15 protein-coding genes, 1 tRNA gene and 1 pseudogene are annotated in these 13,623 nt (G+C 58.5%); 9 read left to right on the top strand and 8 right to left on the bottom strand.

Annotated elements, in window-relative coordinates; translation table 11 throughout:
* Positions 1-86 precede the first annotated feature (86 nt).
* Entirely contained in the window at positions 87-782 is a 696-nt protein-coding gene (locus ABNP31_RS17280) for a glutathione S-transferase N-terminal domain-containing protein (RefSeq protein WP_085664622.1), read from the top strand.
* Between the two features lie 173 nt (positions 783-955).
* Here ABNP31_RS17280 and ABNP31_RS17275 read toward each other — a convergent pair whose 3' ends face one another.
* Complete coding sequence (locus ABNP31_RS17275; RefSeq protein WP_350012590.1) at positions 956-2,572, bottom strand: inorganic phosphate transporter; 1,617 nt, start codon at positions 2,570-2,572, stop codon at positions 956-958.
* A 128-nt stretch (positions 2,573-2,700) separates the two neighbouring features.
* On the opposite strand from ABNP31_RS17275, the gene ABNP31_RS17270 reads away from it, so the two are divergent.
* The 8 genes and pseudogenes from ABNP31_RS17270 (at position 2,701) to ABNP31_RS17235 (ending at position 8,319) form a co-directional block, all read left to right on the top strand.
* A complete protein-coding gene (locus tag ABNP31_RS17270; protein WP_350012589.1) occupies positions 2,701-3,087 on the top strand; it encodes a DUF488 domain-containing protein in 387 nt (128 codons plus the stop codon).
* A gap of 184 nt (positions 3,088-3,271) precedes the next feature.
* Positions 3,272-3,703 carry a GNAT family N-acetyltransferase gene (locus ABNP31_RS17265; RefSeq protein ID WP_350012588.1) on the top strand — a complete coding sequence of 144 codons (432 nt, stop codon included), beginning with the start codon at positions 3,272-3,274 and terminating at the stop codon, positions 3,701-3,703.
* A 117-nt stretch (positions 3,704-3,820) separates the two neighbouring features.
* Entirely contained in the window at positions 3,821-4,210 is a 390-nt protein-coding gene (locus ABNP31_RS17260; RefSeq protein WP_350012587.1) for a helix-turn-helix domain-containing protein, read from the top strand.
* A gap of 63 nt (positions 4,211-4,273) precedes the next feature.
* Positions 4,274-4,912 carry a response regulator transcription factor GacA gene (gacA, locus tag ABNP31_RS17255; protein ID WP_015271036.1) on the top strand — a complete coding sequence of 213 codons (639 nt, stop codon included), beginning with the start codon at positions 4,274-4,276 and terminating at the stop codon, positions 4,910-4,912.
* Positions 4,913-4,918: 6 nt separating this feature from the next.
* Positions 4,919-6,742, top strand: a complete 1,824-nt coding sequence (gene uvrC / locus ABNP31_RS17250) for an excinuclease ABC subunit UvrC (protein ID WP_238066623.1) — start codon at positions 4,919-4,921, stop codon at positions 6,740-6,742.
* Between the two features lie 32 nt (positions 6,743-6,774).
* Positions 6,775-7,335, top strand: coding sequence for a CDP-diacylglycerol--glycerol-3-phosphate 3-phosphatidyltransferase (gene pgsA / locus ABNP31_RS17245; RefSeq protein ID WP_025339908.1), 561 nt, complete (start codon positions 6,775-6,777; stop codon positions 7,333-7,335).
* 64 nt (positions 7,336-7,399) lie between these two features.
* Positions 7,400-7,475, top strand: a tRNA-Gly gene (locus tag ABNP31_RS17240).
* Between the two features lie 245 nt (positions 7,476-7,720).
* A pseudogene (locus ABNP31_RS17235) lies at positions 7,721-8,319 on the top strand (transposase).
* Positions 8,320-8,333: 14 nt separating this feature from the next.
* On the opposite strand, the gene ABNP31_RS17230 reads toward ABNP31_RS17235, so the two are convergent.
* From ABNP31_RS17230 to ABNP31_RS17200, 7 genes are all read right to left on the bottom strand, one after another.
* Positions 8,334-8,828, bottom strand: a complete 495-nt coding sequence (locus tag ABNP31_RS17230; protein WP_350012586.1) for a hypothetical protein — start codon at positions 8,826-8,828, stop codon at positions 8,334-8,336.
* 172 nt (positions 8,829-9,000) lie between these two features.
* Positions 9,001-9,210, bottom strand: a complete 210-nt coding sequence (locus ABNP31_RS17225; RefSeq protein ID WP_350012585.1) for a hypothetical protein — start codon at positions 9,208-9,210, stop codon at positions 9,001-9,003.
* A gap of 220 nt (positions 9,211-9,430) precedes the next feature.
* Positions 9,431-9,994: a DUF2169 domain-containing protein gene (locus ABNP31_RS17220; RefSeq protein WP_350013425.1), complete on the bottom strand. Its 564-nt coding sequence runs from the start codon at positions 9,992-9,994 to the stop codon at positions 9,431-9,433.
* A 199-nt stretch (positions 9,995-10,193) separates the two neighbouring features.
* Entirely contained in the window at positions 10,194-10,658 is a 465-nt protein-coding gene (locus ABNP31_RS17215) for a hypothetical protein (RefSeq protein ID WP_350012584.1), read from the bottom strand.
* Between the two features lie 11 nt (positions 10,659-10,669).
* Positions 10,670-11,890 (bottom strand): DNA/RNA non-specific endonuclease, encoded by a 1,221-nt coding sequence (locus tag ABNP31_RS17210; RefSeq protein ID WP_350012583.1) that lies wholly within the window; start codon positions 11,888-11,890, stop codon positions 10,670-10,672.
* A 4-nt stretch (positions 11,891-11,894) separates the two neighbouring features.
* A complete protein-coding gene (locus tag ABNP31_RS17205; RefSeq protein WP_135002454.1) occupies positions 11,895-12,251 on the bottom strand; it encodes a DUF4150 domain-containing protein in 357 nt (118 codons plus the stop codon).
* A 1-nt stretch (position 12,252) separates the two neighbouring features.
* A complete protein-coding gene (locus tag ABNP31_RS17200; RefSeq protein WP_350012582.1) occupies positions 12,253-13,608 on the bottom strand; it encodes a DUF2169 family type VI secretion system accessory protein in 1,356 nt (451 codons plus the stop codon).
* Between the last annotated feature and the right edge of the window lie 15 nt (positions 13,609-13,623).

Below are 13,623 nucleotides of genomic sequence, written 5' to 3'. Positions count from 1 at the left end.
CCGCCGGTGCTGATGAGTGGTCGGTGATGGTCAGCGGCCGGGGATGTCTCTAAAGTGAGAGGTTCATTCCCCAGGCAAGGTTGATCATGACCGATCTCAGTGCTTTCCCCATTACCCGCAAGTGGCCCGCCAGACATCCCGAGCGCCTGCAGCTGTATTCGCTGCCGACGCCCAACGGCGTCAAGGTGTCGATCATGCTTGAAGAGATCGGCCTGGCCTATGAGCCGCACAAGGTCAGCTTCGACAACGATGACCAGCTGAGCCCCGAGTTCATCTCGCTCAGCGCCAACAACAAGATCCCCGCCATCCTCGACCCCAATGGCCCGGGCGGCCAGCCGCTGCCGCTGTTCGAGTCGGGAGCGATCCTGCAGTACCTGGCGGAGAAGAGCGGCCAGTTGCTCAGCCACGACCCGGCCCAGCGTTACCAGACCTTGCAGTGGCTGATGTTCCAGATGGGTGGCATCGGGCCGATGTTCGGCCAGGTCGGGTTCTTCCATTTCTTTGCTGGCAAGGAATACGAGGACAAGCGCCCGCGGGACCGTTATGTCAACGAGTCCAAGCGCCTGCTCGGTGTTCTGGACCGCCATCTGAAAGGCCGGGAATGGATGGTCGACGAGTACAGCATTGCCGATATCGCGATCTTCCCGTGGGTGCGTAACCTGGTTGAGCGTTACAACGCCCGAGATTTGGTTGGCTTCGATCAGTTCAAGGAAGTGCAGCGGGTGCTGGCGGCGTTCCTCGAGCGGCCGGCCGTGCAGCGGGGCCTGAAAATCCCAGGCTGATCAGGCAACACTGGCCTTATGTGCATGCACCGGCCATTGTAGGAGCGGCCTTGTGTCGCGAAAGGGCCGCAAGGCGGCCCCGGGATTTCAGCACTGATGCATAAATCGCTGGGGCTGCCTTGCAGCCCTTTCGCGACACAAGGCCGCTCCTACAAGGGGCGTATTCGAGCTTTTCAGAAAATGTGGTGCAGCAGCCAGTACAGGCTGCCGGCCAACAGCATCGCTGCCGGCAAGGTCAGCACCCAGGCCATCAGCAGGTTGACCAGCGTGCGCTTCTGTATCCCCGACCCGTTGGCCACCATGGTCCCGGCCACCCCGGAACTCAGCACGTGGGTGGTCGACACCGGCAGCCCGAACATGTCCGCCGCACCAATGGTGCACATTGCCACCACTTCGGCCGAAGCCCCTTGGGCATAGCTGAGGTGGGTCTTGCCGATCTTCTCGCCTACCGTCACCACGATGCGCCGCCAGCCGACCATGGTACCGAGCCCCAGTGCGATGGCCACGGCCACTTTCACCCACAGCGGGATGTAGCGGGTGGCATCGTCCAGCTGGGTCTTGAACAGCAGCACCTGGCTGCGGGTGCCTGCATCGAACACCACCAGCTGGTTCTTCTCGATCAGGCGGATGGCTTCGCTGGTCAGGTACATGTCGTTGCGCACGTTGGCCATGGCTTCGGCCGGTACCCGCTTGAGCGAGCCATAACCTTTGACCTCTTCGCCGATCATGCCGGCCAGTGCCGCCAGCGCCGGTATCAGTTGCGGGTTGGCCCTGGGCTCGGCAATGAACGTGGTCAGCACCTGGCGTGGGTCGGCCGGTGCTGCTTGCCGGGCGCCGCGCACCAGTGCCTGGCGGGTAACCTCGGCGACCGCGGAAAACTGCATGGCCTGCTCATTGGGCATGGTCTTGTTCAATGCGTAAGCCATCGGCAGGGTACCAACCAGAATCAGCATGATCAGGCCCATGCCTTTCTGGCCGTCGTTGGAGCCGTGGGCAAAGGACACCCCGGTGCAGGTCAGGATCAGTACGCCGCGAATCCACCACGGTGGTGGTGTCTGGCCTTCCGGCGCCTGGTACAGTGCCTTGCGCTTGACCAGCGTGCGCAGGGCCAGCAGCAACAGGGCGGCACAGGCAAAGCCGAGCAGTGGCGAGAACAGCAGGGCATAACCGACCTTGCTGGCCTGGGCCCAGTCCACGCCGCTGGTACCGTCGCGCCCGTGCATCAGCGCATTGGCCACGCCCACGCCGATGATCGAACCGATCAGGGTGTGCGAGGATGAGGCCGGCAGGCCCAGCCACCAGGTGCCGAGGTTCCAGATGATCGCCGCCAGCAGCAGGGCGAAGACCATGGCGAAGCCGGCCGAGGAGCCGACCTGCAGAATCAGCTCCACCGGCAGCAGGGCGATGATGCCGAACGCCACCGCGCCACTGGAAAGCAGCACGCCGAGGAAGTTGCACAGCCCGGACCAGACCACGGCGACGGGGGCAGGCAACGAGTGGGTGTAGATGACGGTGGCCACTGCGTTGGCGGTGTCATGGAAGCCATTGACGAACTCGAAGCCCAGGGCAATCAGCAACGCCAGGCCCAGCAGCAGGAATGGTGTGACCGTGGTGATTACCGTGCCGCTGGCCGTCACATCCTGCTTCAGGCTCCAGGCGGTGTAGGCGATACCGGCCAGCAGCAGGCCGAAGAACAACACCAGGGTGGCTCGCCCGGGCTTGTGGGCAAGTTGCGGGCGTGCATCGCGTTGGGCCAGTTGCGGCAGGCTGGCCAGTGAAGGGGTTGCCATGGTGGCTCCGGTCGGGGTGGGGCAAGGGTGCCGAAGGCCTTGAGCATAGAAACAATTCGTAACCCGGCCGTGACCTCGATCAATGATTTATCTAGGCTCAAGACGGACGGTAGTGGCAGGAGAAACCCGTGATTCGCTGCAAGCGTGTCTACGATGCGGTTGAGCAAGACGACGGCCAGCGCGTGCTGGTCGATCGCCTTTGGCCGCGTAACAAACGCAAGGACGACCTGCACGGGCAGTGGTTGCGCGAAGTTGCACCCTCGGATGAGTTGCGCAAGGCGTTTCACCAGGGTGAAGTGGATTTCGCCGGCTTCACCAAGCGTTACCAGCAAGAGCTGGCGGCCCACCCCGAGCACTGGTATCCGCTGCTGGACCTGGCCGGAAAGGGCACGCTGACATTGCTTTATGCGGGCAAGGATACCGAGCACAACAATGCCCGGGTGTTGGCCGAATGGCTGGAGGACGAACTGGATCGCCGTGGGCCCGGCAGTTCGCCCGTGTGCTACGCCCAATGAGCGATAATGATTTATCGGGACTGTGCTGACCCCTGTAGGAGCGGCCTTGTGTCGCGACAGGGCCGCAGAGCGGCCCCGGCAATAATGGCTCCATGCCGAAATCCCGGGGCTGCTGTGCAGCCCTGTCGCGACACAAGGCCGCTCCTACAAACGACAGTGCAAGAGCTGCCAGACCAGAGAACCCATGCCTCTACAACTGACCCCCGCCAACGACTCCCACCGCACCTTCGCCCGCGACCTCACGCGCCGCGCCATGCTGCCGTACTACCGCGAATACGACCTGCTGTGGCTAGAGGAAGCCTTCGACGAAGCCTGGGGCTGGCGCGAGCAGTGGCTGGTGACCGAAGGCGACGCGGTACTCGGCTTCTGCAGCCTCAGCCAGGACCGCCAGGCGTTGTTCATCCGCGAGTTGCACCTGCTACCCGAGCACCGTGGGCGTGGGGTCGGCAGCCGGGTGCTGGAGCAGTTGGCACTGTGGGCCCGCCAGCGGCACCTGCCGCTGCTGCGGCTGATGGTGTTTCGCAGCAACCCGGCGCGTGTGCTCTACCAGCGCCACGGCTTCGTCGAAATGGGTGAGGACGAATGCTTTGTGCGCATGCAGCGCACGATCGACTAATAGCTCAATGATGGCTTGTCGCGACTGGTGAGCATCGGCATAGTGAACCCAGGCGTTCACGGCCGCCTGCAGGTGGGTAGGCCGTACATGAGTGTGATCAGGGATAAGGAGACCCCCATGAATGGAATCGGTCCGCGGCTGCGGGAAGAGCGTGAGCGTCTGGGGATGACCCAGCGCGTGTTTGGCGATATCGGCGGGGTCGAACCCAATGCCCAGGGCAAATACGAGAGTGGTGAACGCTCGCCGCGGGTCGATTACCTGGCGGCATTGGCAACCCAGGGCGTGGATGCACTCTATGTGCTCAGCGGTATCCGCACCCCGGCACCGCTCGAGGGGCTGAGCGCCGATGAGTCCGGTTTGCTGGGGGCTTTCCGGCAGTTGTCGTGCGACGATCAGGCCGCACTCTGGCACTTGTTGCGGCGTTTGACCAACAACGACAAATCCCGGCAGACAGTGAGGCCGCTCACGGTTGAACGTCAGGCGTTTCTTACGGAAGGAATGCGTTAGGTCCGCCGTGAAAAATTTTGTTAAGGTGGCGGGATCCAATCGCCCTGCTGACGAGGTGTGTGCTTGATTAGGGTCTTAGTGGTCGACGATCACGATCTGGTACGAACCGGTATTACACGCATGCTGGCCGACATCGATGGCCTGCAGGTGGTGGGTGAGGGCGATTCGGGCGAGTCGGCGCTCAGGCTGGCCCGTGAACTGAAGCCGGATGTGGTGCTGATGGACGTGAAAATGCCCGGCATCGGCGGCCTGGAGGCCACCCGCAAGCTGCTGCGCAGCCACCCGGACATCAAGGTGGTTGCCGTGACCGTGTGCGAGGAAGACCCGTTCCCCACGCGCCTGCTGCAGGCCGGCGCTGCTGGCTACCTGACCAAGGGCGCCGGCCTTGACGAAATGGTCCAGGCCATCCGCCTGGCCTTCGCCGGCCAGCGCTACATCAGCCCCCAGATTGCCCAGCAGATGGCGCTGAAGCCATTCCAGCCACAGGGCTCGCCGTTCGATGCCTTGTCGGAGCGGGAAATCCAGATTGCCCTGATGATCGTCGGCTGCCAGAAAGTGCAGATCATCTCCGACAAGTTGTGCCTCTCGCCCAAGACCGTCAATACTTACCGTTATCGGATCTTTGAAAAACTCTCGGTCACCAGCGACGTCGAACTGACCTTGCTGGCCGTTCGCCACGGTATGGTCGACGCAAGCCTGTAAAACCTCATGTCCCAAGTTTTCGATGCCAGCGCATTCCTGGCTACCTGCAGTGGTCGCCCGGGCGTCTACCGGATGTTCGACGGCGAAGCCCGGCTGCTTTACGTGGGCAAGGCCAAAAACCTCAAGAAGCGCCTGGCCAGCTATTTCCGCAAGACCGGCCTGGCGCCCAAGACCGCCGCGCTGGTGGCCCGCATCGCCCAGGTCGAAACCACCATCACCGCCAACGAAACCGAGGCGCTGCTGCTTGAGCAGAACCTGATCAAGGAGTGGCGGCCGCCGTACAACATCCTGCTGCGCGATGACAAATCCTACCCCTACGTGTTCCTTTCCGACGGCGAGTTCCCGCGGCTGGGCATTCACCGTGGGGCGAAGAAGGCCAAGGGCCGCTACTTTGGCCCGTACCCCAGCGCCGGCGCCATTCGCGAAAGCCTCAGCCTGCTGCAAAAGGCCTTTTCGGTGCGCCAGTGCGAAGACAGCTACTACGCCAACCGCACCCGGCCATGCCTGCAGTACCAGATCAAACGCTGCAAAGGGCCCTGCACGGGCCTGGTGACCGCCGAGGAATATGCCGAGGATGTGCGCCACTCGGTGATGTTCCTCGAAGGGCGTAGCCAGCAACTGGGCAACGAGCTCAATGCCGAGATGGAGAAGGCCGCCATGTCCCTCAATTTCGAGAAGGCCGCCGAGTTGCGCGACCAGATCGCCTTGCTGCGCCGCGTCCAGGACCAGCAGTACATCGAAGGCGGCAGCGGCGACGTCGACGTTATCGCCGCCTTCGTCAACCCCGGCGGCGCCTGCGTGCACCTGATCAGCGTGCGCGGCGGGCGGGTGCTGGGTAGCAAGAACTTCTTCCCGCAGGTAGGCATCGAGGAGGAAGTGGCCGAAGTGATGGCCGCGTTCCTTTCCCAGTACTACCTGGGCAATGCCGAGCGCGAACTGCCGGGCGAACTGATCGTCAACGTGGTGCACGAAGACTTCGCCGCCATCAGCGAAGCCCTGCAGACCCTGCGCGGCCGCGAGCTGACCATCAGCCACCGGGTACGCGGTACCCGCGCCCGCTGGCAGCAGCTGGCGGTGACCAACGCCGAGCAGGCGCTCAATGCCCGCCTGGCCAACCGCCAGCACATGGCCGCACGTTTCGAGGCCCTGGCCGAGGTGCTGGGCCTGGACGAGGTGCCGCAGCGCCTGGAGTGCTACGACATCAGCCATTCCAGCGGCGAAGCCACCGTGGCCAGCTGCGTGGTGTTCGGCCCCGAAGGCCCGCTCAAGTCCGACTACCGCCGCTTCAACATCGAAGGCGTCACCGCTGGTGACGACTACGCCGCCATGCACCAGGCCCTGACCCGCCGCTACGGGCGCATCAAGGATGGCGAGGGCAAGCTGCCCGACGTGCTGCTGGTGGACGGCGGCAAAGGCCAGCTAAACATGGCCCGTGACGTGATGCAGGAGCTGGGCTTCAGCGACTTGACCCTGCTTGGCGTGGCCAAGGGCGTGACGCGCAAGGCCGGTTTCGAAACCCTGTACCTGAACGACGTGCACCATGAGTTCACCCTCAAGGGCGACTCACCGGCCTTGCACCTGATCCAGCAGATTCGCGACGAGGCCCACCGTTTCGCCATCACCGGCCACCGCGCCCGCCGCGGCAAGGCCCGCCGGGTGTCCAGCCTGGAGGATGTGGCAGGGGTAGGGCCCAAGCGCCGGCGCGACCTGCTGAAACATTTCGGCGGCCTGCAGGAGCTCAACCGCGCCAGTGTCGATGAGATCGCCAAAGCACCCGGCATCAGTAAAAAGCTTGCCGAGTCGATTTATGCCAGCCTGCATAGCGAGTAGAATGCGGGCTCAACTTGCGGCCAGTCGTACCGATGAATATTCCAAACCTGCTCACCGTTCTACGCGTCCTGCTCATCCCGATCTTCATCCTGCTGTTCTATGTGCCCTATCACTGGAGCTACATGGCCGCCAGCAGCGTGTTCGCCGTTGCCGCCGCCACCGACTGGCTGGACGGCTACCTGGCGCGCCGCCTGCAGCAGAGCACGCCGTTCGGTGCCTTCCTAGACCCTGTGGCCGACAAGCTGATGGTGGCGGTGGCCCTGGTGCTGCTGGTGCAGACCCACGCCAACTTCTGGCTGACCCTGCCGGCTGCGGTGATCATCGGCCGCGAGATCGTGGTTTCGGCGCTGCGCGAGTGGATGGCCGAGCTGGGCGCGCGCGCGCATGTGGCGGTGTCCAACCTTGGCAAGTGGAAAACCGCGGCACAGATGCTGGCGCTGGTGATCCTGCTGGGCAACCCGCCGGCGGTGACCTTCTGGGTAATCCTCGGTTACGCGCTGCTGCTGGTGGCGGCGGGGCTGACCCTGTGGTCGATGGTGCACTACCTGCTGGCCGCCTGGCCGCACCTGCGCGAAGGCTCTGAGCAGAAATAAAAGTTTTTTTGAATCAAGGGGTTGACGCTGTTTTAGAAATCGCTAGAATGGCACCCATCACGACGCGGGAATAGCTCAGTTGGTAGAGCACGACCTTGCCAAGGTCGGGGTCGCGAGTTCGAGTCTCGTTTCCCGCTCCAAATATAGATTTACAGGGTTTCATGAAAGTCTGTAGATCATTGAAAAAAGACGCTTCGGCGTCTTTTTTCGTTTCAGTCAGATCCATCAGGATCCATGGGCATTCGGGCCTTTCCAGGCTTTGTACGAAATCCCAAGTAACCCAATCACCGCCCCTCGAACGCTGAAACTGCAGAGTCCGCCCGCATCGACGGAAAGGCATTCTGTGATGGCAAAGCGTTACGAACTCTAGGATGAGGCTTGGACTGTGGTCGCCGATCTCATCACTGAAAGCCATGGCCGCGGGCAGCCCGCCTGAGCGACCGCCTGATGCTCGCTGGCGTGCTCTGGATACTCTGTTCGGGCGCAGCGTGGCGACATATGCCGGAACGCTTGGGCCCATGGTCAACTGTGTATCAACGGTTCCGTGGTTGGCGAAAGCAGGGCACATTCGATCAGATGCTCAAACGCTTGCACCTGAGATTGAATGAGCGAGGCTTGATCGATTTGCAAACCTGGATGATCGACTCAGCTGCTGTACAAGCAGCCCGAGCCTCTTCTGGCGCCGGGAAAAAAGGGGGGCTGACGAGCCTGCCGATCACGCTCTAGGCCGCAGTCGCGGTGGCCTGACAGTGCAGCCCGTCATTCCGATGCGCTCGATGAAGCGCAAGCCCAAGCCTGGCTTACCCAGACTGTTTGATCGGCCCAAGTATCGACAGCGCAACATCCGAACGCATGTTTGGCTGGCTGAAAGAGAACCGCCGGATCGTGACACGCTTCGACAAGCTCGCGAAAAGCTATGCCGCCATGGTCTCGCTAGCTTGTTCCATGCGGTGTTTGCGATATCTCTTTTCGTACAGAGCCTAGATGCTGCTGGTTAATCAGTCTGGGGGGAGTCCAAGGCTAATGCAGCGTATTCCCTTTTCTCCATCGTAATCGATAGCCATCTCGATTGTTTCCAGTGTCCATACATCGACGTTGTCTGAGATTCCGTATACGCTAGGTTTCCCCAGTTTCTTGAGCAGCTTGTCTCTGATTGAGTCTCGATTTAATTGGAAGTTTAGTTCGTATGGTAGGGGGCCTGTGTAGTAGGAGTTTGTCTCTCTTTGCCAGCCCCAAAAGATAACATCGGTTAGCACCCAAGGACCTTCATCAATATCATGATAGGGAATTTCATTCAGTATTCCGACGTCCTTGAATTCTAGTTGCAGAGCCGCAGCATCGTCTGACCATAAACGCTGTCTTGGGACATCAAGTTTATAGTCGTGAAGGTTTTGGACTGTAATGCCAATCTTTGAAAATACAAGGTTGAGTTCGGCGGATTCTGAATTTTTATTTATTGCGCAAGCGAATTCTTCAAATGTTGGGTGGTTCATTTTTCTGCTCCTAGAGTATGCCTTTCCATGGGTTGGTTGTTCTTGAACCTCTCACCGAGTCTTTAATTGATTTTTCAAGAAAATCATCATACTGCTTGTCCGTGATTTTGCCTATTTCTCCAGTTGCTTTTTTGGAGGGCGCCAAGGCAGCGATGATTTTTATCGCTTCGTCTCATGTTTTCTCGATGGTTTCTGCTCTCGTCTTTCGCAATACTTTGTAAATCCCCAGGGTATTTTTATTTTCAGGATTGCTGTTCGTTATGCCTATACGGTGGATCTCTACTGGAACGCTGACTGCTTGTGCGTGGCGTTCAATTTTTCCTTTTAATGCATCAATCTGACTTTTGGTCAGACGTTGGCGAGATTTTTTGGCTAGCTCCAACGCCCGGGCAAACTTTGAACGACACCACTTCGAATTCAGCCTTTTAACTACTTGAATGCCTTTGTCGATTTTTTAAGGAGCGGGTGGGAAGGCCTATGCTGAAATTTTATAGGGTGAACAGATTGTGTATTCCATAGCGCTAGTTATTTGGAAGGGCAGTGAGCCTCCGTTCTGAGTGTTCGCTGCCCTTGAGTTGTGCCGCTTCTACAAATGCTTGGTATTACACGACTACCGGATGCCCATTGGCGCGAACGCTCTTTGCTACACCGGTGCTGGTATCCAGCTCGGCCGTGACCGGATAGGGAACGGGTGGAACGCTGCTGCCCATCGGTGTTTTGCAAACGTCTGGCGCGATGCTGATGACCGTCCATTTCGTCTGTTGTCGAGCCATTACGTTATCGGCCATATCAGACGTGCTCCCTGCTGCGGTGTGGGGCGCGCCGAATGATGGGAGCGTCGGGATTGGTTTCGAAACGCGCTTCGAGCACGCGAATATCAAGCGAGCTGGGCACAGGCTGATGCGGTGCGTCATCGACAGGGTCATGGCATCGGTGTCGATGCGCAATGTGTCGGTGAGCATCGGCAGCGGCAGCATTACGCCGTTGGTCATGCGCATGAGCACGAAGGGGCGATGGCCTGGGAGCTGGACTTCACATTGCCCATCCTGGCTCAGGGATGGATCAATCAGGTTGAACAGGGCAACGCGTGCATCTGGTGTAGGAAAAGCAACTTGCTGGTCATCCGGGGCTCCGTTCCAATAGCCAAAATCGAAGTCCTGTGGCAGTCCCGGCCAGTGGTTGTATTCCCAGCTTTCGTCATAAGTTGTCCAGGATCCGGGCCTGATGCGCTTGCAGCTCGTCTACCGTGAGGTAAACCCCAGGCGCTCTTAGCTGCGTTAGTGGATTTAAAAAACTCTCCTGATCCATTATCAGCGCAGACAGGAATCTTCTGCGCCGAGATGGATATTGGTATCGGTGATTGAGCTAAAGTGCAGAATTTCCTTGAGTTATGCTTTGAACCCAAGAGTCGAATATGTGTCCCGGTGTTAATTCAGCGTCTCCAGAAAATACTTTATCGTATCTGAGCTTTGCTCGCATTTCATTGCTTTTTACGACGTAGTGGATACGCATTTCACTAGGTACTTCTTGGTTGAACTCGTTGCATTTTTCTTCAAGGGCTTCCAGGTCGTCGAGACCTATGTCCAGCATGGAGTTCATTCTGTTTTCTGATGTATCATATTTGGGTTCTCCTGTTTTCAGGGCGCTATTTATATTTTCTTTTTCTACTATGGTTCCGTTTATTTTATAAAGAACATCGAACGCAGTTATTCCATCTTCGTTTGCGGCATAGATGTAAATTTCATCGGCCCTGTGCTCGATATATTCTAGTGCGATGCTGACCATGTCTGCTTGGATCTTGGAAAGATGATCTTCAAAGATTTTTTCCATGATTATGCCTTCTAATTTTTTAATCTGACTCTTTTGGTTTTTCCGTTGATGACTTGTTCGATGGTGAAACTGTTTGGTCTTGATGATGCTCCTGAGTAATTTGGGGTGATTTTTACAGAGACATTTTTACCATTTTTTATTGCTTTTGCCCACTCATTTTCAAGCCTTTTGTATGGTCCGGTATTGGTAGAGGCTGATTGGCTTACAATATTGTCCAATTTGGGAGATCCGCCGAATCTATCGCCAATCAGATGTCCTGCGTGATCGCCGCTCATTTTTTCTGGCGAGTTTGGGCTGTGAGGAAGTCGTTTTTCCCTGTTCGTCAATTTAAGGTCGTTGGCTGTTACTTCTTTGATTCGACCTAGGTTGTCGGTTTCATAAATATATTCGTGCTCTCCAGTCTTGTATCTGCTGTTGGGTTTTGGTCTTCCGTTTGGTCCGAGGTGTGAACCATCTCGGACGACAAGCTCATTTACTTTTGCGCCATCTTTTCCTCTGTAAGGTATGTCCTCGGCATGTTTAGTAAATTGCTCTGAGCCTTCCCTTGCAGTCCTCTCTGCTGTTTCTTTAGTTGAGCGCTCGGCTACCTCTTTCGCAGCCTTGGCCGAAGCTTCCGCCGTTGCCTTTGTCGCATGTCGCACGACTTTGCCTGCAGTGCCAACATACCCTGCAAAGGGAATAGCCGAAACCAGGGACAGCGCCGCGCCCGCATAATCCCCCCGAGCAAGGCTGATACCCGCGTTAGCGATATCGGCGATTTCGCCCACCACCGGAATCAGGCCAACGATATCCAGCCCCAGCTGAACACCATCGAGTATCTCTTCACCCGTAACGCCTTCCGCCGGTGTTTCGCTTGCAACCTCTGTGTTGGCGTCATTGGCGGCTTTACCGGAAGCAGGTGTTTCACCGTTCACCCGACCCAGCGTATTGCCATTCGGCGTGGTAGCAGCGCCACCACTGCGCGACGAAGGATAGAGCTCAGTGTAGGTCGGAATGTCATCCAGGTCTGCCAGCTCCATACGGAAGGCTTCCTGGCGCACGGCTTCGTACTCGGCTTCGTTAAGCTCAAGGGCTTTGCCCCAAACGTCCACCCCGTCGGCAAAGTCGACCAGGACTTTGCCGGTGCCATCGGTTTGCACGAACATCCTGTCCGGTCCGCCTCGAATCTTACGCAGTGGTATTTCGCGAACCCGAACGACAAGTGTGTCCAGTTGAATGGGCTGTTCACTCACGGCATCAGCTCCCATTCATCCAGAACAGGTCCCCATGGCGAACCAAGTGATGCCCTTCCGCCCGCACGGAACCGCTGTGCTCCAACGGGTGGCATTTGCCCTCGACGGTACCGCTCTTGACGCCTTTGGCTTGGCCGGCGGCGTCACCGATGGTTTTGGGTGTGAAGCTGCGCTTGTACACGACTACCGGATGCCCATTGGCGCGAACGCTCTTTGCTACACCGGTGCTGGTATCCAGCTCGGCCGTGACCGGATAGGGAACGGGTGGAACGCTGCTGCCCATCGGTGTTTTGCAAACGTCTGGCGCGATGCTGATGACCGTCCATTTCGTCTGTTGTCGAGCCATTACGTTATCGGCCATATCAGACGTGCTCCCTGCTGCGGTGTGGGGCGCGCCGAATGATGGGAGCGTCGGGATTGGTTTCGAAACGCGCTTCGAGCACGCGAATATCAAGCGAACTGGGCAGGCTGATGCGGTGCGTCATCGACAGGGTCATGGCATCGGTGTCGATGCGCAATGTGTCGGTGAGCATCGGCAGCGGCAGCATTACGCCGTTGGTCATGCGCATGAGCACGAAGGGGCGATGGCCTGGAAGCTGGACTTCACATTGCCCATCCTGGCTCAGGGATGGATCAATCAGGTTGAACAGGGCAACGCGTGCATCTGGTGTAGGAAAAGCAACTTGCTGGTCAACCGGGGATCCGTTCCAATAGCCAAAATCGAAGTCCTGTGGCAATCCCGGCCAGTGGTTGTATTCCCAGCTTTCGTCATAAGTACCAGCAAGTGCCAAGCGCGGTGCCCAAGCGCGGCCAACGATGCCGAAGCCGGCCGGCCTGCAGCCATAAGAGGCCGCCACCTCCGCCATGGCAGCGGCATTTAGCGGGCCAGATGGATGCCGCGAGCGCAGCAGCCGCTCGATTGGGTCGTCCAAATGCTCGATCTGAGGTGCAGGCAGGCTGGCGAGCTTTTCGCCGGTCTGCTCGTAGTGCAGCTTCTCATGGCGATGTTCCAGCCAGCCACAGCCCAGCGGATTACTGAAGCAGACTTCATTGATCAGGAACTCAGAGGCATCGGGGCTATGCCCATATTCGGGGTTGGCGAACTGGCTGGCGCCACCAAAAGCATGTTCCCAGCGCAGAGGAACGCGTGTGGCAAGCTCTGGGTCGGTGAGATGCCAGCCGAAAAAGTTGTGATGAAACTCTCGTGGACCGGTGAAGCGCAGGGTCTTGTCCAACAATATGTGTGGTGTAAGTTGCTCTCTGTTGCGTTGTCGAACCTCGAGTATTCTTGCTTGGTGCGCCTGTAATTCATCGGCTGTGAGGTAAACATTTGGCGCCCGCTTCGGAGGTGGCGGATCAGGGATTACTTGCTTGGGACGGGTTGATGTAATACGGACACCGGCCTGCCACGAAGTCGCAGGTTGCCCTGCCGGCGCATAGGAATGGCCGACGACGATGACATCGCAGCGTGGCTTGAATGGCGCCAGGTCGCTTTCTTCGAGGATGGAGCTGCTGCCGGTTTCTGCGTAATAAGTGTCGGCCATGCACAGCGGCAGTGGTTCATCATCGATGACGACGGCCCGGAGTCGACCAAGACAGCCCTCAATCGGTCTGAGTCGATATCCGACCTTCATAGCGATGACAGGATGTTCCTGTCCGTCGGGCGCGAGCGCACTGAAGCACATGACGTCAAATGGCGTCAGGTTGCGAAATTCCATGTCGGGTTGCCCCCT

It is taken from the genome of Pseudomonas asiatica (assembly GCF_040214835.1).
GTDB lineage: Bacteria > Pseudomonadota > Gammaproteobacteria > Pseudomonadales > Pseudomonadaceae > Aquipseudomonas > Aquipseudomonas putida_Z.
This window is presented reverse-complemented; position numbering and strand designations above follow the sequence as displayed.

What these genes read in the sequence shown, in the direction of transcription:
- ABNP31_RS17280 (WP_085664622.1), top strand. Translation starts at nt 87, where the DNA reads ATGACCGATCTCAGTGCTTTCCCCATTACCCGCAAGTGGCCCGCCAGA.
- pgsA (WP_025339908.1), top strand. Translation starts at nt 6,775, where the DNA reads ATGAATATTCCAAACCTGCTCACCGTTCTACGCGTCCTGCTCATCCCG.
- ABNP31_RS17275 (WP_350012590.1), bottom strand. Translation starts at nt 2,572, where the DNA reads ATGGCAACCCCTTCACTGGCCAGCCTGCCGCAACTGGCCCAACGCGAT.
- ABNP31_RS17205 (WP_135002454.1), bottom strand. Translation starts at nt 12,251, where the DNA reads ATGGCCGATAACGTAATGGCTCGACAACAGACGAAATGGACGGTCATC.
- ABNP31_RS17260 (WP_350012587.1), top strand. Translation starts at nt 3,821, where the DNA reads ATGAATGGAATCGGTCCGCGGCTGCGGGAAGAGCGTGAGCGTCTGGGG.
- uvrC (WP_238066623.1), top strand. Translation starts at nt 4,919, where the DNA reads ATGTCCCAAGTTTTCGATGCCAGCGCATTCCTGGCTACCTGCAGTGGT.
- ABNP31_RS17265 (WP_350012588.1), top strand. Translation starts at nt 3,272, where the DNA reads ATGCCTCTACAACTGACCCCCGCCAACGACTCCCACCGCACCTTCGCC.
- ABNP31_RS17230 (WP_350012586.1), bottom strand. Translation starts at nt 8,828, where the DNA reads ATGAACCACCCAACATTTGAAGAATTCGCTTGCGCAATAAATAAAAAT.
- ABNP31_RS17215 (WP_350012584.1), bottom strand. Translation starts at nt 10,658, where the DNA reads ATGGAAAAAATCTTTGAAGATCATCTTTCCAAGATCCAAGCAGACATG.
- ABNP31_RS17200 (WP_350012582.1), bottom strand. Translation starts at nt 13,608, where the DNA reads ATGGAATTTCGCAACCTGACGCCATTTGACGTCATGTGCTTCAGTGCG.